Origin of the sequence: Frankia sp. AgB32 (assembly GCF_023243045.1) — a bacterium.
GTDB lineage: Bacteria > Actinomycetota > Actinomycetes > Frankiales > Frankiaceae > Frankia.
The window spans coordinates 18,428-41,289 of sequence record NZ_JALKFX010000029.1; the positions used below are offsets into that span (position 1 = coordinate 18,428).

Annotated in this window: 26 protein-coding genes; 9 read left to right on the forward strand and 17 right to left on the reverse strand. The window is 73.3% G+C overall.

Annotation, left to right across the window (positions count from 1 at the left end; translation table 11 throughout):
- Positions 1-13 precede the first annotated feature (13 nt).
- The 11 genes from MXD60_RS11440 to MXD60_RS11490 all read right to left on the reverse strand — a co-directional run bounded on the left by MXD60_RS11440 (position 14) and on the right by MXD60_RS11490 (position 10,183).
- The gene (locus tag MXD60_RS11440; protein WP_248819005.1) at positions 14-856 is read right to left on the reverse strand and encodes a hypothetical protein; all 843 of its coding nucleotides are present in this window, start codon (positions 854-856) and stop codon (positions 14-16) included.
- 45 nt (positions 857-901) lie between these two features.
- The gene (locus MXD60_RS28725; protein WP_283098201.1) at positions 902-1,105 is read right to left on the reverse strand and encodes a hypothetical protein; all 204 of its coding nucleotides are present in this window, start codon (positions 1,103-1,105) and stop codon (positions 902-904) included.
- Positions 1,106-1,133: 28 nt separating this feature from the next.
- A complete protein-coding gene (locus tag MXD60_RS11450) occupies positions 1,134-3,248 on the reverse strand; it encodes a P-loop NTPase family protein (protein WP_248819006.1) in 2,115 nt (704 codons plus the stop codon).
- Between the two features lie 102 nt (positions 3,249-3,350).
- Positions 3,351-4,931, reverse strand: coding sequence for a hypothetical protein (locus MXD60_RS11455; RefSeq protein WP_248819007.1), 1,581 nt, complete (start codon positions 4,929-4,931; stop codon positions 3,351-3,353).
- A complete protein-coding gene (locus MXD60_RS11460; protein ID WP_248819008.1) occupies positions 4,931-5,554 on the reverse strand; it encodes a hypothetical protein in 624 nt (207 codons plus the stop codon). The genes MXD60_RS11455 and MXD60_RS11460 overlap by 1 nt, the downstream gene beginning before the upstream one ends.
- Before the next feature lie 14 nt (positions 5,555-5,568).
- Positions 5,569-6,180, reverse strand: a complete 612-nt coding sequence (locus MXD60_RS11465; RefSeq protein ID WP_248819009.1) for a lytic transglycosylase domain-containing protein — start codon at positions 6,178-6,180, stop codon at positions 5,569-5,571.
- Positions 6,177-6,611: a hypothetical protein gene (locus tag MXD60_RS11470; RefSeq protein ID WP_248819010.1), complete on the reverse strand. Its 435-nt coding sequence runs from the start codon at positions 6,609-6,611 to the stop codon at positions 6,177-6,179. The genes MXD60_RS11465 and MXD60_RS11470 overlap by 4 nt, the downstream gene beginning before the upstream one ends.
- Before the next feature lie 208 nt (positions 6,612-6,819).
- Positions 6,820-7,089 carry a hypothetical protein gene (locus MXD60_RS11475; RefSeq protein ID WP_248819011.1) on the reverse strand — a complete coding sequence of 90 codons (270 nt, stop codon included), beginning with the start codon at positions 7,087-7,089 and terminating at the stop codon, positions 6,820-6,822.
- A gap of 18 nt (positions 7,090-7,107) precedes the next feature.
- Positions 7,108-8,772 (reverse strand): hypothetical protein, encoded by a 1,665-nt coding sequence (locus MXD60_RS11480; protein WP_248819012.1) that lies wholly within the window; start codon positions 8,770-8,772, stop codon positions 7,108-7,110.
- Positions 8,769-9,566 carry a hypothetical protein gene (locus MXD60_RS11485; protein WP_248819013.1) on the reverse strand — a complete coding sequence of 266 codons (798 nt, stop codon included), beginning with the start codon at positions 9,564-9,566 and terminating at the stop codon, positions 8,769-8,771. Before MXD60_RS11485 ends, MXD60_RS11480 begins: the two co-directional genes overlap by 4 nt.
- The gene (locus MXD60_RS11490; RefSeq protein WP_248819014.1) at positions 9,566-10,183 is read right to left on the reverse strand and encodes a WhiB family transcriptional regulator; all 618 of its coding nucleotides are present in this window, start codon (positions 10,181-10,183) and stop codon (positions 9,566-9,568) included. The genes MXD60_RS11485 and MXD60_RS11490 overlap by 1 nt, the downstream gene beginning before the upstream one ends.
- A gap of 202 nt (positions 10,184-10,385) precedes the next feature.
- Here MXD60_RS11490 and MXD60_RS11495 point away from each other — a divergent pair, with 202 nt between their 5' ends.
- The 4 genes from MXD60_RS11495 (at position 10,386) to MXD60_RS11510 (ending at position 13,818) form a co-directional block, all read left to right on the forward strand.
- On the forward strand, positions 10,386-11,195 hold the full coding sequence (locus MXD60_RS11495; RefSeq protein WP_248819015.1) for a GntR family transcriptional regulator: 810 nt from the start codon (positions 10,386-10,388) through the stop codon (positions 11,193-11,195).
- Positions 11,196-11,373: 178 nt separating this feature from the next.
- Positions 11,374-12,420: a hypothetical protein gene (locus tag MXD60_RS11500; protein ID WP_248819016.1), complete on the forward strand. Its 1,047-nt coding sequence runs from the start codon at positions 11,374-11,376 to the stop codon at positions 12,418-12,420.
- Entirely contained in the window at positions 12,417-13,154 is a 738-nt protein-coding gene (locus MXD60_RS11505; protein ID WP_248819017.1) for a class I SAM-dependent methyltransferase, read from the forward strand. Before MXD60_RS11500 ends, MXD60_RS11505 begins: the two co-directional genes overlap by 4 nt.
- Positions 13,155-13,278: 124 nt before the next feature.
- A complete protein-coding gene (locus tag MXD60_RS11510) occupies positions 13,279-13,818 on the forward strand; it encodes a hypothetical protein (protein ID WP_248819018.1) in 540 nt (179 codons plus the stop codon).
- A 108-nt stretch (positions 13,819-13,926) separates the two neighbouring features.
- Here MXD60_RS11510 and MXD60_RS11515 read toward each other — a convergent pair whose 3' ends face one another.
- A complete protein-coding gene (locus MXD60_RS11515) occupies positions 13,927-14,676 on the reverse strand; it encodes a hypothetical protein (protein ID WP_248819019.1) in 750 nt (249 codons plus the stop codon).
- Positions 14,676-15,434, reverse strand: a complete 759-nt coding sequence (locus tag MXD60_RS11520) for a ParA family protein (RefSeq protein ID WP_248819020.1) — start codon at positions 15,432-15,434, stop codon at positions 14,676-14,678. The genes MXD60_RS11515 and MXD60_RS11520 overlap by 1 nt, the downstream gene beginning before the upstream one ends.
- Positions 15,435-15,753: 319 nt before the next feature.
- Here MXD60_RS11520 and MXD60_RS11525 point away from each other — a divergent pair, with 319 nt between their 5' ends.
- On the forward strand, positions 15,754-16,215 hold the full coding sequence (locus MXD60_RS11525) for a hypothetical protein (protein ID WP_248819021.1): 462 nt from the start codon (positions 15,754-15,756) through the stop codon (positions 16,213-16,215).
- Positions 16,216-16,542: 327 nt separating this feature from the next.
- Positions 16,543-17,391, forward strand: coding sequence for a hypothetical protein (locus MXD60_RS11530; protein WP_248819022.1), 849 nt, complete (start codon positions 16,543-16,545; stop codon positions 17,389-17,391).
- A 435-nt stretch (positions 17,392-17,826) separates the two neighbouring features.
- Here the strand turns inward: MXD60_RS11530 and MXD60_RS11535 are convergent, their stop codons facing one another.
- Positions 17,827-18,378, reverse strand: a complete 552-nt coding sequence (locus MXD60_RS11535; protein WP_248819023.1) for a hypothetical protein — start codon at positions 18,376-18,378, stop codon at positions 17,827-17,829.
- A 25-nt stretch (positions 18,379-18,403) separates the two neighbouring features.
- Positions 18,404-18,655 carry a MarR family transcriptional regulator gene (locus MXD60_RS11540; protein WP_248819024.1) on the reverse strand — a complete coding sequence of 84 codons (252 nt, stop codon included), beginning with the start codon at positions 18,653-18,655 and terminating at the stop codon, positions 18,404-18,406.
- Positions 18,656-18,784: 129 nt separating this feature from the next.
- Here MXD60_RS11540 and MXD60_RS11545 point away from each other — a divergent pair, with 129 nt between their 5' ends.
- Together MXD60_RS11545 and MXD60_RS11550 are read left to right on the forward strand one after the other, a co-directional pair.
- Positions 18,785-19,246, forward strand: coding sequence for a hypothetical protein (locus MXD60_RS11545; protein WP_248819025.1), 462 nt, complete (start codon positions 18,785-18,787; stop codon positions 19,244-19,246).
- On the forward strand, positions 19,243-19,521 hold the full coding sequence (locus MXD60_RS11550) for a hypothetical protein (protein ID WP_248819026.1): 279 nt from the start codon (positions 19,243-19,245) through the stop codon (positions 19,519-19,521). Before MXD60_RS11545 ends, MXD60_RS11550 begins: the two co-directional genes overlap by 4 nt.
- 480 nt (positions 19,522-20,001) lie before the next feature.
- Here the strand turns inward: MXD60_RS11550 and MXD60_RS11555 are convergent, their stop codons facing one another.
- On the reverse strand, positions 20,002-21,042 hold the full coding sequence (locus MXD60_RS11555) for a tyrosine-type recombinase/integrase (protein WP_248819027.1): 1,041 nt from the start codon (positions 21,040-21,042) through the stop codon (positions 20,002-20,004).
- Positions 21,039-22,127, reverse strand: a complete 1,089-nt coding sequence (locus MXD60_RS11560) for a DNA-methyltransferase (RefSeq protein WP_518467774.1) — start codon at positions 22,125-22,127, stop codon at positions 21,039-21,041. The genes MXD60_RS11555 and MXD60_RS11560 overlap by 4 nt, the downstream gene beginning before the upstream one ends.
- A gap of 230 nt (positions 22,128-22,357) precedes the next feature.
- Between MXD60_RS11560 and MXD60_RS11565 the strand changes: the two genes are divergently transcribed.
- Positions 22,358-22,843, forward strand: a complete 486-nt coding sequence (locus MXD60_RS11565) for a hypothetical protein (protein ID WP_248819028.1) — start codon at positions 22,358-22,360, stop codon at positions 22,841-22,843.
- Positions 22,844-22,862 lie beyond the last annotated feature (19 nt).

Here is a 22,862-nt window from a genome sequence, read left to right on the forward strand (position 1 = left end):
GGGTGCGGGCTGGTCAGCGGCCTGTCTGGGTGGGCAGGTACAGCCGGGGCGCGCCCGCCAGATGCTGGCCGGCGGCCTGCCGGGGGAGGTACCAGCCGCGGAACGGGGTGGGCCTGCCGGCACTGGGATTCGTGCAGGAGCCGGTGCCGGGCGGCCGCGATATCGGATCGCCGGGCAGGCGCAGCACGGCCAGCGCCGAGTCGGACAGGGTGTCGAGGAGCCGCGGGTGGAGGGTGGTCGCGCCCGGGTTGGAGGCGGTGAGGAGCAGTCCGACGGCGGCCTTGCGGCCCTCGCGGGCGATGCGCAGCGCGGCCGTGGTGAACGGCGACGACGGGGCGGCGAACAGCCCCCCGAGGGTGTCCTCGACGATCAGCAGGAGGGCGGGGGCGTCGCTGGTGGGTACGTGCGTCGCGCGGTGGGACCGCCCGAGCATCGTCTGCCGCCGCTCGATCAGTGCGAGCGTGTCGCGCAGCTGGGTGGCGAGGTCGCGGCCGGTCAGGGCCCCGTGCGGGTAGCGGTCCAGGTAGGTGTGGAGGTCGCCGGCGCCGTCGGGGTCGGCTGGCCACGCGACGATGTGTCCGGTGCCGGCGGCGGTGATCCCGATCTGCGCGGCGAGCATCGTCGTGCCGCTGCTGGTGGCACCGAGGATCAGGCCGGAGCGCATGCCGTGGCCGGGGGTGTACAGCGGCCAGCGGGCCGGGCTGCCGTCGGTGTGCACACCGATGATGGCCGTGCCGGTGGTCGGGTCGTAGGCGGCCTGCGGGCCGGGGTAGGGGTGCACGGCCTGCGGTGCCGTGGACTGCCCGCCGGCACGCTCAGCGGCGGGGGTGGGGGTGCGAGATCCCCGAAACAACATGATCGGTGCCCTTCGTGTCGTGGATGTGAGCGAGGGGTGGTGCGGTCAGGGGGTGAGGGCGGGCCGGAGGGCGGTGGCCAGGCGCAGCCCGGCGTGGAGCAGGTCGGGGCCGGCCGCCCTGCTGGGGTGGGTGAGGTGGCGGTCGGCGGTGTCGGCGGCCAGGGCCAGGGCGGCGGCGGTCAGGGCGACGCGCAGGGCGTCGGCGCGCAGCCGGCGCAGTGCCCGGTGGGCGAGGGTGGTGGGGGTCATGGCGGCAGCTCCTGTCGGTCGGGGTGGGTTAGGAGGCGGGGCGGGCGCGGCTGGGGCCGGGGGTCCAGGTGCCGTGGATGTCGTTGTTGACCAGGCCGGCTTTTTTCAGGGCGTTGAGGATCGTGCGGGTCTGGGTTTCGGACAGGCCGGACGCGTCCTGGATGTCCTGTTTGCGGGTGATGCCGCTGCGGACCAGGTCGTAGATGGCCTGCGCCGAGGGGGTGCGCAGCACCGGATGGTCGGCGGCCGCCGCCGGCGTGGCCGTGGGTGTGGGGGCGGGGGCGGGGCCCAGAGACGGGGCGGGGGGGATGTCGAGCAGGCCGAGGGCCCGCTGGGCGGGCACCACCGGCGCCACCGCCACCGCAGCTGGGGCTGCGGTTGCTGGTGGGGTCTTGGGGCGACGGCGGGCCTGGTCGATGGCGGCGGCGAGTGCCGGGTCGGCGGCCGCGGCCGCGGCGACGAGGTCGGGGTCGAAGTCGGCGAGTTCGACGACGAGGTCGGCGTCGGCGGTGAGCCGGCGGGTGTGCCGGTCGCGGTAGCGGTCGCCGAGGTAGGCCAGCGCTGCGGGTTCCAGGGTCAGCTCGGGTGCGGCGGCGGCCAGGGCACCGACGACGTCCTGCTCCTCGAAATGGGTCCGGAACGGCGCGGTGCGCCGGTCCTTGCCGGCGAGGTAGCCCAGGCCGGCGACGTCGGGCAGGCCGTTGGGATCGAGCAGTTCCAGGCCGGGCAGCATCCCGCCGGTGGTCTTGTTCGCAATCCGCAGCACCGCGGTGTTCGCCGCGGCGAGGGAGTCCCGCAGCGAGATCTTGTCGCCGAAACTCGCGGCTTCGGGGTACTGGGTGGCGCAGATCAGGCCGACGCCGGCCTTGCGGCCCATGCGGGCGATCTCGTCCGCGGCCTTGGTCAGGGGGCTGGTGGGGGTGAGGACCTGGTGGCACTCGTCCAGGATGATCAACACCATGGGGGCGTCGGGGCTGATGGGGTGCGGCTCGCGCCGCAACAACTTGTTGATCTTCGATCGGAAGCTGATGAGCTGCTGGGCGGCGGCGAACATCAGGCCGATCTCGTCGCGGTCGCAGGCGGCCCAGTCGGCGTGGGGGGCCAGGGCGGGCAGGCTCGCGCCGTCCTGGGGGTCGGCGACCCAGACCAGGACGCGGCGGGAGTACATGCACGACACCCCCAGCAGCTCCAGCAGCCGACTCTTGCCGGAGCCGGAGGCGCCGATGACGATGCCGCCGCGGGCGCCGACCGCCGGGTTGTAGACCCGCCACAGGGCCTGGTCGAGGTCGGCGTGCACGCCGAGGCGGGCGTGGCCGGTCTCGGCGTCGAACGCCTCGTCGACGCCTGGCCACGGGTGGGTCTGGCGCAGCGGGTTGCCCGCACCCTCGTGGACGATCAGCAGATGAGCCTTGTCGCCGTCGCCGGTGTGGTGGCGGTCGACGGTGACGCGGTCCAGGGGCATGCCCAGACCGGAGGCGATCAGCGGGCCGGCGCCGATGGCGGTGGCGGTGGTGTGCCGGCCGGGGGTCAGGCGGATGGTCCAGGTCACCCCGGTCGGTGCGCTGCCCTGCTCGGCCAGCCGGCTGCCGGCCAGCACCCGGTCCTTCGCCGCGAGGGTCTCCGCCCACACCTCGGGGATCAGGTCCATCCAGTCCGGCGCGTCGAACTCCACGTCTGGTTCCGGCTCTGGGTCGGGCTCGGGTTCGGGGTCGGTGCGGGTGGGGATGTGGTGGCGCCGCCAGGTCGGCGCGGCCGCCGCGTAGCCGCCGGCGACCAGGATCACCGCGTGCCAGCCGCCGGGGCCGCCCTCGGCGGCCAGGACCAGCCAGCCACAGCCGCAGGCCATGACCAGCAGCAGATAGCGCCGGCGCCGGCGCCGTGCGGGACTGCCCGCGACGGTGTCCCGCCGCGCCCGCCAGCCCCCGACGGCCAGCACGGCGGTGCTCCAGCCGGTCACGGTCCAGCCCAGCGCGCCGGGCAGGCCCGCGGCCGCGGCGCCGGCGACCCACAGCAGCCCGATGACCAGCAGCGGGCGGGTCTGCGCGGCCAGGCGCAGCCCGCTGTCGGGTGGCTGGGGCAGCCGCGCGGCCAGGCGCCGCACGGGGCTGCGGGGACGGTCCGCAGTGATCGGCTCGAGGGTCACGGTGCTCCTTCCTGGGCGTCTGGTGTGCGGGGGGTCCTGGCGTCTTCCGCGCGGACCCGGCAGGCGCCGGGTCCGACGGGAGCCGTCAGGCTCGGGGTGGGATCAGGCGGGCCGGTAGAAGTCGGTGTTGGCCGCACCCGGGGTGCTGGCGACGGCCTCCTCCATCAACCGGTGGGCCTCCAGCGCGCTGACGACGCCGCGGGAGGCCGCCGCGAGCAGACCCGCGGTCTCCTGGGCGTGGGCGATCGCGGACAGCACGCCGGTGTCGGAGAGCTGCGCGGCGGTCATGTACGTCCGGGACATCTCGATCCGGCTCGCGATGTCGCTCTCGGCGTGGCCGGCGAGCTGCTCGTAGTAGGTCCGGGCAGCCTGGATGTTGGTGGTCTCACCACTGCCAGCAGTCATGATCGTTAGTTCTCCCTCGTGGGTTGGGATCCCCACCGCGGGTGCGGTCGGGGTGTGCGCCACCAGCGCCGGTGTCGGGCTGGTGGGGTCAGGGGACGACGAGTCGGCCTCGTCGTCGGGGGTGGTGCGGAACGGGGCGGGGGCGTCGGCCGGGTCGACCCGGCGGCCGTCCTGGTCGAGCCAGCCGGTGTACCCGGCCGCCCGCTCGGCGAGGAACCGGCCGGTCGGGCAGCCGAGGCGATGATCGGCGGCTCGTGCGCTGGCCGGCCGGCCGTCGCGGTCGGCCGCGGTGCACTCGGTGCAGCCCGCCATGGCCTGCGCGTCCTGGGCGGCCTGGGCTGCGGCCACGTCGGTGGCGGTCAGGTCGGTCCGGTAGGTCCGGCTGATCCAGTCGGCGATCAGCTGGTGCCGCTCGGCGTCGGGCAGGTCGGCGAGCTTGCGGCCGGTGGCCGCCGCACCGTCGGCGATCTGCTGCTGCTCGTCGGGGGCCAGCTGCGACCAGCAGCGCGGCGCGACGATCTCCGCGTCGACGATGTTGTCGTCGTTGCCGGCCGACGCCGACGCCGGGGCCGGTGTGGGGGTGGGTGGTGGGGTGGTGGGGGGCGGGCCGGTGCGCCACGTCGGGTCGTCGTGGCGGGCCTGGGCGGTGAGGATGTCGTCACGGCTGACCCTCCACAGGCCATGGCGGGCCCGCAGATGACGGCGGACCGCGTCCGCGGCCTCGGTGACGCTCAGATCCGCCCAGGACCGGCCGGACGCCCGGACCTGGTCGACGATCTCGAGCTGCTCGTCGACAGGCAGTTCCGACCAGCAGCGCGGCGCCACCCGGCCGCCGTCACCGTCGCCCGTCGCAGCGTCTGCCGGCCGTCGCCGGCCAGCACCGGTGGTCGGACCACCGGCCGCCGACGGCGGAGGTGGCGGCGTGGGGGTGGACGGCGGCTCGTCGCGGGGAGCGCGACCGGGGCCGGGGCCGGTGACCCAGACGGTGGGCTCCTCCCACGGCCGCCAGCGGCCCCGGGCCGCCCGGGTGGACCGGCCCTGCGCCCAGCCGGCCCGCCAGCCGTCCCCCAGCGCCTGCCAGACCGAGCCGGCGACACGGGCGGCGCCACCGGCAGCGGCCTGGACCCCGTCAGCGGCGCCGTCGGCCAGGCCGGCGGCGAGGTCCGGCCGCGCGTCGGGCTGGGGCTGGCCGAACAGCGCGGTCCGGCCGTGCCGCCACGTCTGGCGTGAGGCGTGGACGATCGCGTAGGTCAGCGCCCACAGCAGCAGCAGTTCCATCAGTGGATCCCGATGGTGTGCTGCAGGACGGTCGCGCCGGCACCCCCGATGATCGTGATCGCGGAGAGCACGATCGCGCCGACGCTGCCGGGGATCGTGGCCGCGACCGCGGGCAGCGTCAGCCCCACCCCGAGCGCGCCGAGCTTCTCCGGCCGGCGCGGGCGGTCCCGACCAACACGGTCCCGACCACCACCGCCGGAGCCGATCGCCCGCGGCCAGCTGTGCAGATCCTCACTGCGGCCGAGGCGGCCGACGCGCTGGCGGGCGCCGGCGAGGCTGGCGAACGTCTGCTCGTTGGGCACGATCTGCAGCACGTAGTAGATCGCGAGGATGAGGGCCAGGGCGCCGGGGACAGCGCCGCCGAGCGTCGTGCGGGTCACCGTGTCGATCACCACGTTGGTCCAATGGACCCCTGCGCGGATCGCGAGATGCAGCCAGCCGCGGGACAGTGCGGCGCCAGCGAGCAGGCCGAGCAGCGCGGTGACGCGGGGCAGGCGCCGCTGCCACAGCAGCAACGCGATGACGAACAGGGGGATCGCGGCGCTGACCGCGGTCGGGTTGGTCAGGTGCAGCGTCTGGGCCTGCATCGGGGCGAGTGCGTTGAGGGTGGGGGTCTGGGACATGAGGTCTCCTCGGGTCAGAGGTGGGAGGGGTCGGTGTAGGTGCCGACCAGGGCGGTGATCGTGGCGACGTAGTGGCGGGTCTCGGCGATCGCCGGGACCGCGCCAGCGCGGTCGACCGGGCCGGGCCCGCAGTTGTAGGCGGCCAGCGCCAGGTCGGTCTGGCCCTGGTAGCGGGCGGCCAGCGCGCACATGAACCGGCCCTGGGCGACGATCGCGTCGGGGGCATCCCATGGGGACGCGGTGCCGTTGCCGTCGGCGTCGACCGCCCAGTCCGCCCACGTGCCAGGCATGAACTGCGCGATGCCCTGCGCACCGACGGCCGACCGGGCGTTCGGATCGAACCCGGACTCCTGGGAGAGCTGGGCGGCGAGCAGCGCCGGGGTGACCTGCGGGCACTGGCTACCCGCCCGGTCGATCCACGGCCGCAGTGCCGCGGGGACCGGCGCGCCGGCGGCCAGCGGCCCACCCGCCGGGCCGCCGGTGGTGAGGGGGATCAGTCCGGCGACCGCGGCAACGGCGACGAGCAGGGCAGCCACGACCAGGCGCCGCCCCAGCCACCAGGCCACCACCGCAGCGGCGACCAGACCGACCAGCGGCCAGCCCGACGAGATCGTCAGCGGGCTCATCGCAGCACCGCCAGGACCACCAGCAGACCGAGTAGACCCGCCAGGCCGAGCCGCGCCGGGCGCTGGACAACCCACGCCACCAGGTAGGTCACGAGACTGATCGGGATCGCGACCGTCCACTGGTAGACCTGCCCGGCGCGGCGCCAGCCGTCGGCCTCCGCGGCGCACCACGGCGCCTCCCGGGCGTAGCGCACGAGGTCGGCCATGGGCGGCTGGGCGGCGGACCAGGGCGAGGGGGTGTCTCCCACCGCCACGTCCCACGCCCGCGCCACCCGCGCCCGCACCGGCAGCAACAGCGGCGCCTCCACCACCAGCTCCGTCGACGGCTGCGGCGTGGTCTGAGGCGTCCATCCCTCGGCCGGATCCTGCGCCGGGCAGCCCGCCCGGTGCACCTGCCCCGGGCCCGCCTGGCACACGCAGCTGCCCGTCACCGCCCCCCCCCCCCGTCACACCACGTGGCAACCAAGGGCGCGGCGGCGGGCGCGGTTTGACCGCGCCCAGCCCTCGCGTGTACGCGCGCGGGCGCGTCCGAGCGCGTGGTGACCCACCCCCGCCGGCTCCGCCCGGCGCCACGCAGACCGCGCAGCGCGGTTTCCGCCGCTGTTTCACTCTCGGTGGCCGTCAGGACGGCCGATCCGGTCAGGGTTGGGCGCGCAGTTCCGCGTCGTGCAGCCTCGCGACGGCTTCGCGGACCGTGCGGAGCAGCAGATCGACCTCCCGGCCGGCCGCCGTCGGCGGGGCGCTGGTCAGCGCGGCACGCAGATAGTCCACGGCCACCCCGACCTGATCGCCCGGCCGGCCCGCCCGCACCCGCGCCAGATCCCGATCGAACCGGGCCAGCCGCCGGGCATGCCGGGCCCGCACCCGCTCCACCCACGGCCGCGCCTGCCGCGCCTGCACCCGGGCCATCCACCCTCCACGTGATCGTCATGACCGTGCCCCCACCAGATCGGTGGAGCCGTCTACCGAGACAGCCGGCTCCACCGAGACGACGGCGGTATCCGACACCGCGGCAGTGGCGTCCCGCTCCCCCGACCCGACCGGGCCCACCTCGTCCTCGCGCACCGCAGGTGCGTCCGGGACCGGCTGCGCCGCAGCGGCGTCCCGGGCCCGGGCACGGGCGGCGTCCAACGCCTCCCGCGCCGTCCCGGCCGGCTGTGTCTCGCTGTCGCGCAGGGCCCGCAGCACCGTGCGGCCGTAGTCGCGGGTCCCGAACTTCCGATCAAGATCGGCGCCGGTCGGCGTGCGGCCCGCGGCCCGCTGCTCCAGCACCCAGGCGGTCATCTCCGCCCGCCGCGACGACGTCCCGCGAGACGTCCCGGCCGAGCGAGACACCACAGGAGACGTCTCGTCCCGCGCGGGCACCGTCTCGTCCCGCCCGGTGCGGGACACCGCGGTTCGAGACACCGCGGTTCGAGACACCGACCGAGACGTCTCGCTCTGACCGGACGTCTCGCCGAGCGCGGTTCGAGACACCGCGGACCGAGACGTCTCGGAACCAGCCGGGACAGCAGGACGAGACGACTGGCGAGAAACCGCGGCCGTCTCGTCCGCCGCCACCGGTGCCAGATCCGGCGCCTCGAACGTCTCCCCGGACACCGCGGCAGGCAGCACCGCGGTATCCGCGGGCAGCGCGGTATCCACGGCCGGCCGGGTACCCGCAGGCAGCGCCAGGTCGACGCGGCCCGCGGCCGGCAGCGCCGCGGTTTCCGGCTGCGCTACCGCGGCGGGCAGCGCGGTCTGCGCCGCGGGGACGCCCAGGGTGTGCAGCACCCGGGTGATGTCCGGGTCGGTCGCGGCCAGCACCTGCTGGCGCCATGCCCGCAGCTCCGGCACAGGAGACAACCCGACCCGCAGGGCCCGCAGCCGCGGCGCGGCCATCCCGCTGCGACCCGGCGTGTAGACCAGTTCCGCGCTGCCGTCACCCGCGAGATCCACCGCCGCGCGGCGGATCGCCACACGGCGAGCCTTGACCAGCTTGCGGTGCGCGAGCTGGTCGAGTCGGCGCTGCGCACGTTCGGCCCGCGACACCCGGGGTTTGGCGATGGCGATCTGGTGCGCGATCACACCAGCGACCGAGACGATCGCCATCATGATCCCGCGGGTAGCTCCATGGCCGTCCGCGCTGCCGTGCAAGTAGTTCATGACGGCGCCGACGCTGGCGAACACGAAGATGCCCATGGTGTAGCGAGACGTCGGCCGGTCGGGATAATGCTTCTCGGTGTGGGCCACCGCGGCCGCGAACGCCCACATGCCAAGCTCGGAGATCACGGGCAGGCCGTAGCCGGTGGCGTTCCCGTAGATCTGCTTGCCGTAGTGAGCCATCGCGGGAATCGAGATGACCCCGCAGACCACAGCCATCGGATAGACCATCAGGTCCACCGAGTGCTCAGCCCGCCACGCCTCCCGCTTCTCCCGGGCCTCGCCCCGGGCATCGTCCCGCTCCTGCTTGCGCTCCTTGCGCAGGTTCTCCCGCCGGGCCTCCCGGGCGTCGGTCAGGTCCGCCTGCAGCCGCAGCGCCCTCTCGCGGACCTCCGCCTGGATACGCAGCTGCGACGCCCGGTCCTCGCGGCGCTCCTCCGCCCAACTCACGACAGCCACCCCCCGCCCAGCGCGATCACCGCGCCGGCGAGCAGGACCGTCACCGCGCTGTCCTGCACGCCCTGCCAGACACGGACCCACCAGCGGCGCGGCGCGTCCTCAGATGGGTCCAGGACGTAGCAGGCGACGGCGCTGACCTCGCGGGCCAGCAGCGCGGCCGCGCCCAGCGCCAGCACGATCCGCGGCGGGCTCACCGCCATCACCAGGTCCAGCAGCCCGCCATGCAGCCGGCCCGTGCCGACCACCGGCACCCCCGCACCGACCAGCGCCGCCAGCGCCAGCGCCCACCCGGCGATGGCACCCGTCCAGTCCACGACCAGCGCCACCCAGCGCCGCCAGGCCGCGACCGGCACGGTCGGCGCGGGATGGTGGGTGGCCGTCAGCCGCCAGCCGCAATGCCACGACTCGGGCGCGCACCGGTCCGATGTCCACCGCCACACCACGCGCCGCTCGTCCAACCACACCGCGGCCTCGTTCAGGACGCGGCCGTGCAGGTGCGTGGTGTCCGCGGGGTCCTCGGCCTCACCACCGGTGGTGGTCAGCGTCGCGGCCAGACCACCGCCGGCCGCCGGCTCCACCACAAGACGGGCCGTCAACCCATCCCACAGCTCCCCGGCCACCTCCACCGAGGTGATCTCCGCGCTATCCGGCGCGAGCCGCGGCGGCACCGCCTGGTCCAGCCCGCCCGCCTGGGCGAGCTCGACCAGCAGCGCCCACGCATCCACGGATCCGCCGGTGATCTCGATCCGGGTCGTCTCCACCGCGACGTCCGTCGGGGCGGTCATCACGCCACCGCCGCGATCACCGGGACGGACGGACGGGTCGTGGTGGACACAGTGGTAGTCGGGGTGTGCACGGCGGCGGCCTGCGTGGCCGCGTCCATCAGCACGGTGACCGCCCGGGCCACGGACGGCAGCGGACGCAGGTAGAGCGCGGCCAGGGCATCCTCGGTCGCGTGCCGGGCATCCAGGGCCAGGGCGACCAGTTCCCGCAGCTCGGCCGGAGCGGCGCCACCAGCGGCCACCGTCAGCGCCAGCGCGCCGATCGTGTCGGCCTCCGCCTCCAGGGCGGCCAGGGCCTCACGCAACCCCTCGTCGCCGGCGGCGGTCTGGGCCAACGCGCCGTGAGCGTGGGCCACCGCGGTCCGGTAGGCGCCATAGGCACGGCCCAGCGGGTCACGGTCGTCCTCGGTCAGACCGGCACGGACGCCGTACGCCTCGCCCACACCGTCGCGCAGGCACGGACGCCGGGACGGGCAACCAGCGCAGACCGCGCGGGCCTCGGCGACCGCGCCCAGGTCGCCCTCGGCGGCCGCGTCGAACAGGTCGTACTCGCCGCGGCACGACGCCTGGTGGCGCCAGTCCGCGCGGTACGGAATGGGGGTCGGGGCAGGATGTGACATGGATTCACGCCTCCGGTGCTGTCGGGGTGTGTGGATCTAGACCGTCGGGCGGGAGTGGAGTCCCGACCCGGCGGTCGCCATATGTCTGCGCGTCTACCACTCTGCGCGCAGAATTGTGGGTGCGATGGGCAGCGTACGGGCGCCGGTCCGTGACCGCAAGAGTCTGCGCGCAGAATCTTGGATTCCTCGTACAGTGGTCCACGTGACCGGACCCATCGAGACCACGACGCACACCGCGCGCATTGCAGACGACATCCGGAGCAAGATCGAGGCAGGGAGCCTGCAAGTGGGCGACCGGCTGCCGACCTTGCCCGATCTCCAGACCGCCTACGGGTGCAGCAGCACCATTGCGCGCGAGGCGATTCGGCTTCTGCAGCAGCGCGGTCTCGTCGTGACCCGACAGGGATCCGGCTCGTACGTCCGAGCGATCCCCCGTCGACGGATCCTGCGGGGCCGCCTGATCCGACGGGACCCGGCGCGGGGCTACATCATGCCGGCGGCGGCCACAGCCCAAGAGCCTTGGCAGACCCACGGACAGCCGCAGGCCGCGACGGTTCCTGCACCTTCGACAGTGGCGGATGTCCTCGGCATCAACGTCGGTACTCCGACGGTGCGCCGCCGCCGTGTGACCTCTCCGGCCGGCGAGGTCCCCTTCCAGCTCATCGACACCTGGATTCACCCAGACGGCGTAGTGGACGCACCGCAAGCAGGGGCGCCGGATACCGGCCCAGGCGGCTACCTCGACCGGCTGGAGGAGGCTGGCCACGGCCCCATGTCGTGGTCGGAACGTCTGCGGATCCGAGTGCCGACCGCAGACGAGGCGCGGCTGCTCGGAATCTCGTCGGCGCTGCCGGTGGCGGAGTTGGCCCGAATCGGGTCGTCGGCACGATGGGGTCGGCCGATCGAGGTCACCATCTGTGTGATCCCCGGCGACCGGGTGGAACTTATGACGGATCTGGACCGCGACGAGACAGCCCGGTGGCCGACGTCGCCGGTGATCGTCGCCCAGTAGATGACTCATAGCGGCCGATAGTCGGCGTCTTTGGACGTTCCGTCACCGGCGCGTGCGTGCAGGTAGACGTCCTGCGTGGGTGGGAGGCGACTTGCGTGCACGCATCCCGCCTTGACCGGCGCAGAGGCCAGTGCGGACGATCGGCGCGAGACGTGCACGGATCGCAACGGAGGTGTTCGTGGTGCTGATACCGCCGTCTCGTCTGGCCCAGCTCGGCGACCGGGCAGGGCTCGGCATCGCCGACGTAGCGCTGCTCGCCGGAGTGGACGAGAGCACGATCAGTCGCCTGTGGTCGGCACCGGACTGGCTCGACCGGGTCCGCGGCCGGACGCTGCAGGCGCTGATCGCCGCGGTGCCGGGGGTCGCCGAGTACGTCGCGGACGCGCCCCAGCAAGCACGGTTCGCCGAACTCGTACGTGACCTCGCGCAGGAGGGCGCGACCGTCGATGTGGCCCGGGCGGCCAGCCTGCCCACCGAGGCCGGAATCCCCCGCCCCTACGTGCTGCACGCCCTGGACGCCTGCCTGCGGATCATCCGCGGGGATCTGCAGGCCGTCACCGACTACCTGCCACGGTTCTGGGGGCGCGCGCCCGACGGTGCGCTGTCAGCGCTGTTCCAACCCGCCGGTCTGCTCGTCGACGTCGCGCCCCTGCTCACCGCCGCCGCGGACCTGGTCCCACAGATGGTGCGCCGGTCGTACTCGTTCAACACCGTCCTCGCGCAGGCCCACCTCGCCCACCACGTCGCGAAGGCCACCGGCGAGCCGGTCGACCTCGGCGCCGGCGCGGCCCTCGACCGCCGCGGCGCCTTCGCGCTGCGCAGCAACACCATGGGCGCGCTCGCGACCACGGGAGACGTAGAACCCGCCGAGCAGTACCGGCGCCTCGTCGAGACCGAACCGGCCGTCCAGCTCGTGGAGGAATGGGCGTTCCCGTCCTGGATGCGGGACTGCCGGCCCAGCGCGGACATGAGCGTGCCCGGATCGATCCTGCTGCGACGCACCGCCGCGGAGGTCCTGCGCGAGATCGACTCCTACGGCGACGGCTACCTGTACTACCTGGTCACCACCTACCTGCCGCTCGCGCTCGGCCAGGACGCGACCTTCGGGCTGCGCGTCGACGACCTGCGCGCTGCCCTGATCCTGCGCCGCGACACCCTCGACAACCCCACCGTGCGACGCTCGGTCGACGAGCTGACCAGTCGCCTCCCGACGGGAGTCTCATGACCACGACCAGCCCCGCGTCCAGCTACAGCCTCAACGCCGACTACTGGACACGGATCATCCGCGGTGGCCTCGACCGCTACCGGACCGGACTGACGAACCCGGCGATGCTCGCCGCCGCCGGCGACGTCACCGGCCAGGCCGTCCTCGACGCCGGATGTGGGGAGGGCTACCTGGCCCGTCTGTTCGCCGGCCGCGGCGCCTCCTCCGTCGTCGGAGTCGACCTGTGCCCGGAGCTCGTCGACGCCGCCCGCGCCCAGGCCGTCGTCGAGGGACTCGACATCCGCTACGAGACCGCAGACGTCGCCGCGCTCCCCCTCGACGACGCCAGCGTCGACCTAGTCGTCGCCAATCACGTCCTCAACGACCTGGAGGACCCGGCACCGGCAATCGTCGAGTTCGCCCGGGTCCTGCGTCCCGGTGGGCGGGCGGTGGCACTGCTGCTGCACCCCTGCTTCTACGGGTCCCGTGGACGGCCGGTCGACCGGGATAGCTATTACCAGACCCGTCGCATCGAGCAGCACTTCGACGTCGCCGGCGAGGTCTCCCCTGCGCCGGTCGTCGCCTGGACTCGTCCCCTGGAGGACTTCGCCACGGAGTTCGTCAGCGCCGGCCTGGCCCTGGTCGGCATCAGCGAGCCCCACCCGAGCGAGCAGCAGCGCCGCGAAGACCCCTGGTGGGACCAGAACTTCAGCCGCCCCCTGTTCCTGCTGCTGACCGCCCGCAAGGTGCTCTGAACCCACCGCGCTGTCGCCCGTGTTCCGGCCCCCTGGTCCTCGGCCAGGGGGCCGCGTCATGTCCGGGCCAGCTCGCCACCGGCCGGCTGACCGGTGAGGCCAGGCCCCCTCAGATGATGGAGTCATGACTGATTGGGTGACGCTCGGCACGATCGATATCGCGGACCCGGGCCGCTACCAGATCGTGCATGACAACCGCATCGGTGTGGGTGTCCGAAGGATCGACACGGGCAGCGACGGCAGGCCGGTTGCCGGGGCGGTGCAGCACCCTTGCCAGCCGTGCTCGTGCTGCTCGCAATGCGGCTGCGAGCTACGTGGCCGGTGCCGAGGCTGCGCTGAACACGCCGAGTGGGCCGCCCATGCAGAGCCGCAGCTCCAGGAATATCTCGCCGCCGTGGCAGCCCCCGAAGGATGGTTCGTCCAGCGGGACACGCGGATCGTGCACGCGCCCGGATGCCCCTCGTTGAAAAGCACGGTCGACCAGGTGATCGCCGACATCGAGGCGGGATGCACCCACGTCGATCGGCAGGGGAACGTCCCCCGGTGTCCAGTCCCGATCCGGGAGGCGGAGGTACAGACCGGGAAGCGATGCCGTGTCTGCGCCCCTGCGATCACCCCGCCGTCCCGTAGCGGTCGCTACGCGGCGGGCGGTGGACGAGAGTGACATCAACGCCTGCGTAGCCCACCGGCCGAGGACGTTCACTGGGGCGGTCCCTCCCGATCCGTCCGCCGGAATCGATCTTGTCCCCCATGGGGGACAAGATCGATTGGGCTAGGTGTCGCTGGTGGCGGCCTTTTCGGCTTCGTCGAGGAGCGCCCGGAGCTCTGCGATGACCGCGCGGGCCTGTTCGGGGCGTTCGCGTGCGGCCGTCTGCCACGACGGGGCGGTGACGATGCGGCGCATCGTGAGCCGTAGCCGGGACGCCTCGGCTTCCCAGGACACGGACGGGTCGGCGCCGCCCGCCGGCTGGTGGGGGAGTCCGGCGAGGTAGGCGCGGATCTGCTCCACTGCCTGCTCCCGGTCCCACACTGGCGGCAGCACCTTGACGACGTCGTCCAAGACGGCGGCGGTGACACGGACGCCGTCCGCTTCGCTGACGGTTTGGTAGACGGTCACAGCAGCGTCCTGGCCGTGGCGGGTGGCGAGCGGCAGCAGCTCCCGCACCTGCCGCTCGCTGAGTTTGTCCCCCATGGGGGACAAACGCTCGGCGAGCGGCCACGCCTGGATGAGCCGGTAGGCCTGCGAGGTCTGCATGTCCCACCGGTCGGTCAGGTACTCCTCGAACGTCGCGTGGGTGCCCCGGTAGAGACGTGCGTCCCGGATGAGTTGCAGTGCTTTCCCCGCGGCCCAGAAGGCCACCCGTAGCGAGTCGATGGCGGCCTCAGCAAGTGCGAGGTCCTGCCGTTCGGTGTCGATCAGGTTCGGGCTGTCCCCGATCGCCTCGTAGGGCGCGGGTAGCGGCTGCGACCAGGTGACCACGGCCTCGCGACTGGTCTGCGTCGTTTCTCTGCGCCGGCCCATCAGTGCCGCACCTGCAGGCCGTCGAGCGCGATCGCGAGCTTGTAGAAGTCCTCCCGGGCACGCAGCGCCGTCCCCGACTCGGCGTAGCGGGTGACGACCAGGCCCTTCTCCGCCGCGTTGGTGTGGATCTTGTATTTGCGGATCGGCTGGGGTGCCCGCGGGTAGCCGTGCTCGTCGAGCCAGGCCTCGAGCTTGTCGAGGTCCTCACGGCCGTCACGGGGATCCCACCGGTTCACCGCGACCAGGAACGGGATGCCACGGGGGCGCAGGATCCGTTCGATCGTGTACTCCGTGGGGTCGTAGGCCAGCCACTCCGGGTTGATCGGCACGATCGCCCGGTCCGCGACATCCAGCACCGCGCGCAGCGCGTCGGCGGCGGCCCCGTGGCCGAGGGGGTCCCGGCTTCGTTCGGCAGCGGGATCGACGTCCATGAAACCGGGACAGTCCACGATGATCCGCCGCACCAGCGGATCTTTCTTCAGCTCGGGGATCACGCTGTTATCGCCACGGGTGGACACGTAGTCGAACGGCAGGGTGTCCTCGTCGACCTTGTCCGCCCACTTCTCCATCGACCCCTGCGGGTCGATGCCCGCGGCGACCACCGGGGCATCCTCGTCCGCCTCGTTCGGCCGGGTGTTCTCCCCGATCACGGCCGCCAGGTTGACCGCGATCGTGGACTTCCCGACGCCGCCCTTTTGACTCAGCACCACATCGACGATGGCGCCCGCACCACCAGACGCCTGCTCGACAGGGGTCATCTCATCCTCCGTTGGCTTCCCAGATCTGCTGGTACTCGGATGGATGCACCATGCCAGACACCCAGCTCGTCATGGGGGACGCCAGGTTCTGTCCGCACCACCATCAATGATCTTGTCCCCCATGGGGGACAAAGTCCATCCGTGAAGCGGAGGCGGCCGACGCCTCTGCGATCGCCTTGCAAACGAGCAGAAACGCCGCGCCAGGGGACGCACGCTGACGCGTCCGTAGCAATCCGCGCAATCGCTGATCGTCTACGCATACAGGCAGCGACGATCAATAGTTGTGCCTAGATCATGGATAGTGCGCGTCCGATGGGCTGTGCCCGGCCTGATCCTCGCCGGCAGCCTCCTGACCCTGACCGCCTGCTCGACCGCCAGCTATGACGAGCGGATGGCGTACCTGCGCAAGACCGCCGCCCGCGGCGTCGAGGCCCACCGGCTCATGGCCTCCCAGGGTGCTCGCATCGACGCCAAGCGGTGCCACGAGGCATTCGTGGCCGTCGGGAACAGCGACATCCCCAACGACGTCAACACCGGCCATGTGAGCGACGAATGGCGCGCCCAGGTCACCGCCTTCTACGTCGACAGCTGCGTGTCCGGCCTGCCGCGGCCGGTGCCCGGTGACCCGAGGCCCACATCGGGTCGTACGTCCCAGCCTGCGCCGACCAGCACCCTGTCCACGACAAGGGACGCGCCCGTCCCAGCACCGCGACCTGATCCGTCGCCGCCGTTGACGTTGCATCCGGCGCCTACCGGCACCCCGCCGCCCAGCGGCTCGTAGGCGGCAAAACGCACGTTTTCAACATGGTGAAGGGCCGGGCACACCACGACGGTGTTCCCGGCCCCGGGGGCCACGGCGGGCTCGTCGGCCCGCCGAACCACCGCTCACGGTAGGCCGGATCACTGCCGGGCGGGAGGTGTCCTGTCGTGGTCGCTGGCCGGTCCCGGTAACCGTCCCCGGGCCTGGACGGGCCGGCAGTGACCGTCACCAGGTATGCGGTGGGGCAGGTGCACAGGGCCGCGGTTGGGTACGCGGACGGGCGCGATCATCCCCGCAGGTATCCCGTGTCCTGTGACGATCGTGATGACCGTGGGTATGCTGCGTCCCATGGATGCTGTGACGACCGTGATGACCGATCCGCTGCCGGCGGCGACGTGTGGCTGTGGCTGTGGCCGGCCGCGGCCGGCGCCGCCCGCGGGCGGGGGCCTGGCCCCGGTCTATGCCTCCCGGGCCTGCCAGCAGCGTGCCTACCGCCAGCGCCAGGCCGCTCGTCCCGCCCCCGCCGCGGTGCCGGTCGACCCGCCGTCGGTGGCCGCCCTGATCCGGGACATCCGGGAGCTCGCGGGCGTGCTGGACGCCGGGGGCACGGTCCCGGATGGTCTGACCGGCGCGGTCCGTGCCGGCGTGCGGGATCTGCTCGCCCGCGTCTCCCCGACACCGCCCGCCTCCCGGCCCGCGGAGGACCAGGTCCCGGCGGGCGACACCGGCCGGGCCGAGGTGCCACCGCGGGCCCCGGCCGTGCCCACCCCGGAGACACGGTCGTCACGTGATGACCGTCAGGTCGTCCCCGCCCGGTCCCGGCGGCGGGCACCACGGCCGGTGGTGGTCCGCGGCGAGACCGGGGACCATCCGCTGTCCGCCGAGTTGTCCGCCGCGGTCCGGGCCGTGCACGCCGCCGGCCCGGACGATCAGCCCGTCCTGACCGCGGCCGAGGGGGGCCTGGTCACGGTCACCCTGGGCGGGGTGCTCCTGGGCACTGTGGGCCGCGCCCCCTACGGCCACCGCGGCTGGCAGGCCCGCAACGTCGCCGGCGGCGGCGGCGGTGTGGTCAGGGTGTGGCGGGCTGGCCGGATGCAGGACACCCATCCCACCCGCAAGGATGCCGTCCAGGCGCTCGCCTACGCCCTGGCGCTGCTGGCCGACCGGGCCCGCCGCGCCACCCTGCGCACCACCTGACCGTCGCGGGGGATGGTCTCAGCGGGCCGGGTCGGCGGCGCCCTGGCCCCGCCCGCCGGCGCGACCGCATCCGTATTACGGATGCATATCTTGCTCCCATGATCATCATGGTCTGAGCGGATCCGGCCCGTACATCATCGGGGCCCGCAGCCGCTGGCAAGCCTGCCCCACAGACGCCCAACCAGCGGCCGGGCGGGGCTCGCGCGGGCCGACTGTCAGGGGATCCACCAACAACCTGTCAGCCGGCAGACCCCCCTCCAAAAGCCCCTCCTTTAGCCCCTCCAAAAGGCCCTCCGCCACTACACGGAGGGGCTGCCCGCGCACGCTGGCACCGGTCAGGCGTGCCGTAGCACCCTCCGGCCAGCGCCCAGACTCACCGGCAGGAACCGCATTTCACGCCGGAAGCACCCGCCAGGGCCTCAGGACCGGGCCGATTTATGGAACGCCCGCCGCGCGCGTTCCGATAGGAGCGGGCTTCTCGAAGACGCGGTAGATCTCCAGCCTGTACGCCCGGTAGAGCTCCTGGAAGGGGCTGTCCCCGAGCCAGGCGAGCTTTGATGGGCCGTCCGGATCGATCCCGGCGCCGCAGAGGGCATCGGCGACCTCGCCGAGCGACACGTGCGGGCTGGCATCGCAGACGCGGGCGACGATCAGCTCAGCGGCTTCCTGACCGATCCAGGCGACTGCGAGCTGCTCGGCCGACGTCATCCGGTAGGACCACACCTTCGGCTTGTCGCCCCGGTTCGCGCGGCCCTTCGCGGTGCGGCCCTTGCGTTCCCACGCGGCGAGCGCGGCGGTGTGCTGGTCGAACTGGGTGCAGGCGTCGGTGACGAGGAACGGGATGCGGTCGGTCAGGAACGTGTCCCACGCGGCGTCGAGCCGAGCGATCTCGGCGTCCAGCTCGTCGTCGGTCATCTCCGGCTTCCCGGCTGGCGGCCGTGTGTCCGGGGTTTCGGTGAAGTTGTGGAACAGGTCGGCCTGGCCCATGGCGCGCTCTCCTGCCTGTGGCGATCTAGTTGGCGTCGTTCGTACGGGGGGGCTGGCGCCGGTCGGTGCGGGCGCCCTTTCCGGGCCGGCTGTCGAGCCAGGCGACGATCGTTTCCCGGCGCCAGCGGGGCCGGTCGGGTACGGGCAGCTCGTCGGGGGCGGGCATCTGCCCCATGCGTCGCATGGCGCGCAGGCTGCTGGCCTTGATGGTGTGGCCGCGGCTGGCCATGAGGGTGGCGATGTCGGCGTAGCTGAGGAGGTCGTCGGGGCTGTCCACGCGGACATACTAGCGCCCCGTTAGTTGTGGGGATGTTGATCGTCCCTCGCGCATTCCGTCATACGACTACTAGCGATGCGCTAGTAAGTTTCTACGTGTCAGCACATGACGACTCACGGGGGAGACATCATGATCCGATCCACACGGCACCGCGCCACGGAACTCGCCCGGCGCCTGCTCACCACCGCGGCGGCCCGCGTCCTGGCCGCCGTCCAGCCGGCACCCACCGCGGCCGCGCCCACGAAGGCGTCGACGCCGCTGTTCGCCGAGGCCGAGATGCCGGCCGTCGCCGAGATCGAGGCGACCGGCGACGTACACCAGGCCGGTGCCGAGGCCCGCCGCGCGGGCAACCGCAGCGTCGACCGGGCGAAGAAGCTCCTGGAGCGCCTGCCCGACGGCGTCTACGGCCGGGTGACGATCGCCCGGGAGGAGTCCTCCCGAATGGTCGTCGACCTCGACGCCGTCGCCGCGACCTACCGGCAGCACGGCCTCGGGGAGGTGCCGATGCGCCGGTGCGCGCCGACGCTGCGGGTCACCGTCGCCCCCGCCGTCGTCCTGCCCGCCGGCGTCGAGCTGGCGGTGGCGGCGTGACCCCCGACGACCTGCCCGCCGAGCTGCTCACCCTCGCCGGCCTGCCGGACCGCTACCAGCCCACCGACGCCGACCGGGCCGACGCCGACGAGACCCTCAGTGGGCTGCCGTTCGGCGTGCAGGGCGCGGTGTCCGTCGGCGCGATGTACACCGCGCTGTACCTACTCGCCACTGGGACGCCGCAGGCCGAGGTCGCCGTGCGCCAGGCCCTCGCCCGGGGCGCCGCCGTCCTGGGCCTCCTCGCCGACGACCGCCGGCCGCGGCCCGGCGCGTAGGGGAGCCGAGCCGCGTGGCCCGTCATCCGGAGACTCGGGTGGCGGGCCACGGTGCTGTCGGGACGAAGTCATCAGCAGCCGCATGCGGCCCGGCCGTTCTGTGCACCCAAGGACTGTGAACCTGGGCTGTTTCGGTGGGTCTCAGGTGGCCGTGGTGTCCCGGCGTAGGTCGGTGCGGGCGCCCTTCCCGGGGCGGGTCGTGAGCCACCGGTCGATCGCCCGGGAGTAGCCCACCCGCTCGGTGCGCCCCGAGTTGCCAACTGCCTCCCGTACTCGCGCGGAGCGATCTTGTTGGCGCCGACAAGATCGCTTTCCGGGTCGCAGCGCGAGCGCGGTCGATGCCCGGCGCCTCCGACCCGACGCACGGGTACGGGGGCCGCAGCCACGTGCAGGCCCGGTTGTCGTGTGCACCCAGAGGGCGTGCACATCGGCCCGAACCGTCCCTCACCACCGTGTGAGCCCAGGCCGTGTGCATATGGGTCAGAGGGCACCGTTCATGGGGTTGTCGCCCCAGCGGTCGACGGCGCGGACGTAGCCGTGGACGACGGGGGAGCCTAGCGACCAGCGGCCCTGCTCAGCGATAGCGGCGGTCTGCGCGCCGGCTTTCGCCGCGGCGGTGGCTCCGCCGGCGCGCAGGGAGTGGGCGGTGTACCGGTCCGCCCCGGGCAGGCCTGCGCGCAGGGCCGCGGCGCGCACGATCCGGTTGATGCCGTCGCCGCTCATCCGTCGGGGGGAGATCCGTCCGGCCCGGTCGACGGCGCGTAGCAGCGGCCCGTCGGTGATGCCGCGTTCGGTGAGCAGGGCCCGCCAGGCGCGGACCGCGCGCACCGGGCAGGTGTCGGGATGCGAGCCGTAGGGGATGGCGACCTCGGCGCCGACGGCGTCCTGGTCGGTTTTGGAGCGGCGGACGTAGACGAGCAGCCCCTCGTCGACCTCGTCGACGTCGGACAGGTCAAGCCCTGCGAGCTCCGAGCGGCGGCCCATCATCGCGACGCCGAGGACGAGCAGTGCCCGGTCGCGGATGCCGAGGGGGCCCTCGGGGCAGGCGGCGACCATGGCGCGCAGCTGGTCGCGGGCGGCCGGCGGGGCTTTGCGGGCGCGGCGTCCGGTGTCGGACTGGGCACGGCGGTGCGCGCGCAGGACGTCCCGGGCGCCGCGGGTGTCCGGGACGGTCAGTTTGCGTTGCCGGTGGATGGTGCGGATGGTCGCGATGGCCTGTTCGATGCTCGCCGCGCCGGCGCCGGCGGACACGAGCGCGGCGGCATACTCCGCGAGGGTGGCATCGGTGGCGGGTGCGGCACGACGTCCCTGCTCGGCGCACCAGGCGGCGAACAGGCGCCACTGCCGGTCGTAGGCACGGCGGGTGGCGGCCGCGGGTGCGCTGGCGATCAGGGTGGCGGTGGCGAGCGACACCTGGTCGTTGATGTCGATGTCGCCGGGGCGGACCAGCTCGCTGGTGGCCGACGGGGAGGCGGTGGGGACGAGGGCGGCGTGGGCCTGGCCGTCGTGGTCGGGGTTCATCCGGCGTCCGCAGCGGTGTCGATCTCGCTGTCGATGCCGGGCAGTGGCCGGTCGCGCAGTCGGGTGCGTAGGGCGAGCTGGTGGTAGTCGGGGTTGAGGTCGATGCCGATGTAGCGCCGGCCGAGCTGCCCGGCGACCATCCCGGTGGTGCCGGAGCCGCTGAACGGGTCGAGGACCACCCCGCCGGGTGGGCAGCCGGTCAGGATCGCCCGCCGGGGGATCTCCGGGGGGAACACAGCGAAGTGGCCGCCGTCGAAGGAGGCCACCGGCAGCGACCACACGTCGCCCGGGTTACGGCCGCCGCCGTGCGGGGCGACGTCCCGGTCGGCGGCGGCCACCGACGGGGCCGGGTCCACCCCGCGCCGCCCCGGCGCCCCGCGGGCCCGACGGGTAGTCCATTCGGCGCCGCCGGCGGGGTCGATCGGTGCCTCGCGGACGGGGTCGAGGTCGAACCAGTAGCGGGCCGAGCGGGTCAGCAGGAACACCGTCTCGGTGCGGTTGGCGAACCGGTCGGTGACCGATTCGGGCATGCCGTTGGTCTTGTGCCAGGTGATCGCGTTGCGGATCGTCCACCCGTCGTCCTGCAGGGCCAGCGCCACCCGCCAGGGGATGCCCAGCAGGCTCTTGTACGGCGCGTGCGCGGTGGTGTTGCGCCGCGGCGGAATCACCGAGGCCCGGTCCGCCCGGCGGCTCATCCCGACCGACGGGCCGCCGTTGGCCCGCCCCGCGTAGCTGTCGCCCAGGTTCACCCAGCAGGTGCCGTCCGCACGCAGCACCCGGCGCACCTCGGCGAACACCGCCGCCAGGCGCGCGACGTAGGCGGCGGGGGTCTCCTCCACGCCGAGCTGGTCGGGATGGTCGTAGTCACGCAGCCCGTAGTACGGCGGGGAGGTGACCACGCAGTGCACGCTCGCCGACGGCAGGCCGCGCAGCACCGCGGTCGCGTCGCCGGCGTAGAGCGTCACCGACTCGTCGGTGTGCACCGGCACCGGACGCGGCGGGCTGGCCAGCGCGCGGCGCCGAACCCGCTGTCGACACGCCGCCGTCGCGTACCGGCCTGGCCGGCCGGTCGCCGCCCGCGCCACCGGCTGGCCGCAGCCACACCCACACAGCGTTTCGTGACACACGGGGGGAGGTTTCGTGACATCAGCCTCGGTGGCCATCGCCGGTCCGCACCGCCCATCCGATCATGGTTTTGTGTCCTGAAACACTCGTGATAAGGCATCTTATCGCGAGTAACCGGGGCCGACTGCCACCGACTCCGGGCGACCGCGGCTGACCGGTCGAAACCACGACGCACCTAGGCTGTGCGTGCATGGAGATCACCGCGCTCATCGTCTCGATCATCTCGCTGGTGGTTGCGATCGGAAGCACCGTCTACGCCCGGCAGGTGGCCCGGATCGAGCAGGAGCGCCGTAAGGACGAGCGGATCCCGACGCTGGTTGGCGAGACCGAGCGAGTGAATGGGACGTGGTGCCGACTGCGCCTGCAGCTCACGAGCGATTGGCCGCTGGCAGGCATCGTCGCCGAGATCGTCGAAGGAGACGGTGTGTCCTTCACTCCCAGCCAGAACGGGGTGGAGCCGGGGGCGCAGTCGCCAATCACCACTGCCAGATGGGAAGCCCTCGGCCAAGGCGACTCTGCCGTCTGGCGGATCGAGCTCGCCGAGACATGGTCCACGAAGATCCGCTTACGGGTCGGATGCCGAGGCGAGGACGGCCGGGAATGGTCGGTGTCCGTGGAGGTCAAGACGCCGAACCGCCTTACAAGAATCTCTGTGCCGCGCGGACGGCTGTGGTGAGCGCGAGGGCCTGACTCGA

Bases quoted from the DNA above. Each gene is read 5' to 3' on its own strand.
- MXD60_RS11440 (WP_248819005.1), bottom strand. From the start codon at position 856: ATGTTGTTTCGGGGATCTCGCACCCCCACCCCCGCCGCTGAGCGTGCC.
- MXD60_RS28725 (WP_283098201.1), bottom strand. From the start codon at position 1,105: ATGACCCCCACCACCCTCGCCCACCGGGCACTGCGCCGGCTGCGCGCC.
- MXD60_RS11455 (WP_248819007.1), bottom strand. From the start codon at position 4,931: ATGGAACTGCTGCTGCTGTGGGCGCTGACCTACGCGATCGTCCACGCC.
- MXD60_RS11460 (WP_248819008.1), bottom strand. From the start codon at position 5,554: ATGTCCCAGACCCCCACCCTCAACGCACTCGCCCCGATGCAGGCCCAG.
- MXD60_RS11465 (WP_248819009.1), bottom strand. From the start codon at position 6,180: ATGAGCCCGCTGACGATCTCGTCGGGCTGGCCGCTGGTCGGTCTGGTC.
- MXD60_RS11475 (WP_248819011.1), bottom strand. From the start codon at position 7,089: ATGGCCCGGGTGCAGGCGCGGCAGGCGCGGCCGTGGGTGGAGCGGGTG.
- MXD60_RS11485 (WP_248819013.1), bottom strand. From the start codon at position 9,566: ATGACCGCCCCGACGGACGTCGCGGTGGAGACGACCCGGATCGAGATC.
- MXD60_RS11490 (WP_248819014.1), bottom strand. From the start codon at position 10,183: ATGTCACATCCTGCCCCGACCCCCATTCCGTACCGCGCGGACTGGCGC.
- MXD60_RS11505 (WP_248819017.1), top strand. From the start codon at position 12,417: ATGACCACGACCAGCCCCGCGTCCAGCTACAGCCTCAACGCCGACTAC.
- MXD60_RS11510 (WP_248819018.1), top strand. From the start codon at position 13,279: ATGACTGATTGGGTGACGCTCGGCACGATCGATATCGCGGACCCGGGC.
- MXD60_RS11515 (WP_248819019.1), bottom strand. From the start codon at position 14,676: ATGGGCCGGCGCAGAGAAACGACGCAGACCAGTCGCGAGGCCGTGGTC.
- MXD60_RS11520 (WP_248819020.1), bottom strand. From the start codon at position 15,434: ATGACCCCTGTCGAGCAGGCGTCTGGTGGTGCGGGCGCCATCGTCGAT.
- MXD60_RS11530 (WP_248819022.1), top strand. From the start codon at position 16,543: ATGGATGCTGTGACGACCGTGATGACCGATCCGCTGCCGGCGGCGACG.
- MXD60_RS11535 (WP_248819023.1), bottom strand. From the start codon at position 18,378: ATGGGCCAGGCCGACCTGTTCCACAACTTCACCGAAACCCCGGACACA.
- MXD60_RS11545 (WP_248819025.1), top strand. From the start codon at position 18,785: ATGATCCGATCCACACGGCACCGCGCCACGGAACTCGCCCGGCGCCTG.
- MXD60_RS11555 (WP_248819027.1), bottom strand. From the start codon at position 21,042: ATGAACCCCGACCACGACGGCCAGGCCCACGCCGCCCTCGTCCCCACC.
- MXD60_RS11565 (WP_248819028.1), top strand. From the start codon at position 22,358: ATGGAGATCACCGCGCTCATCGTCTCGATCATCTCGCTGGTGGTTGCG.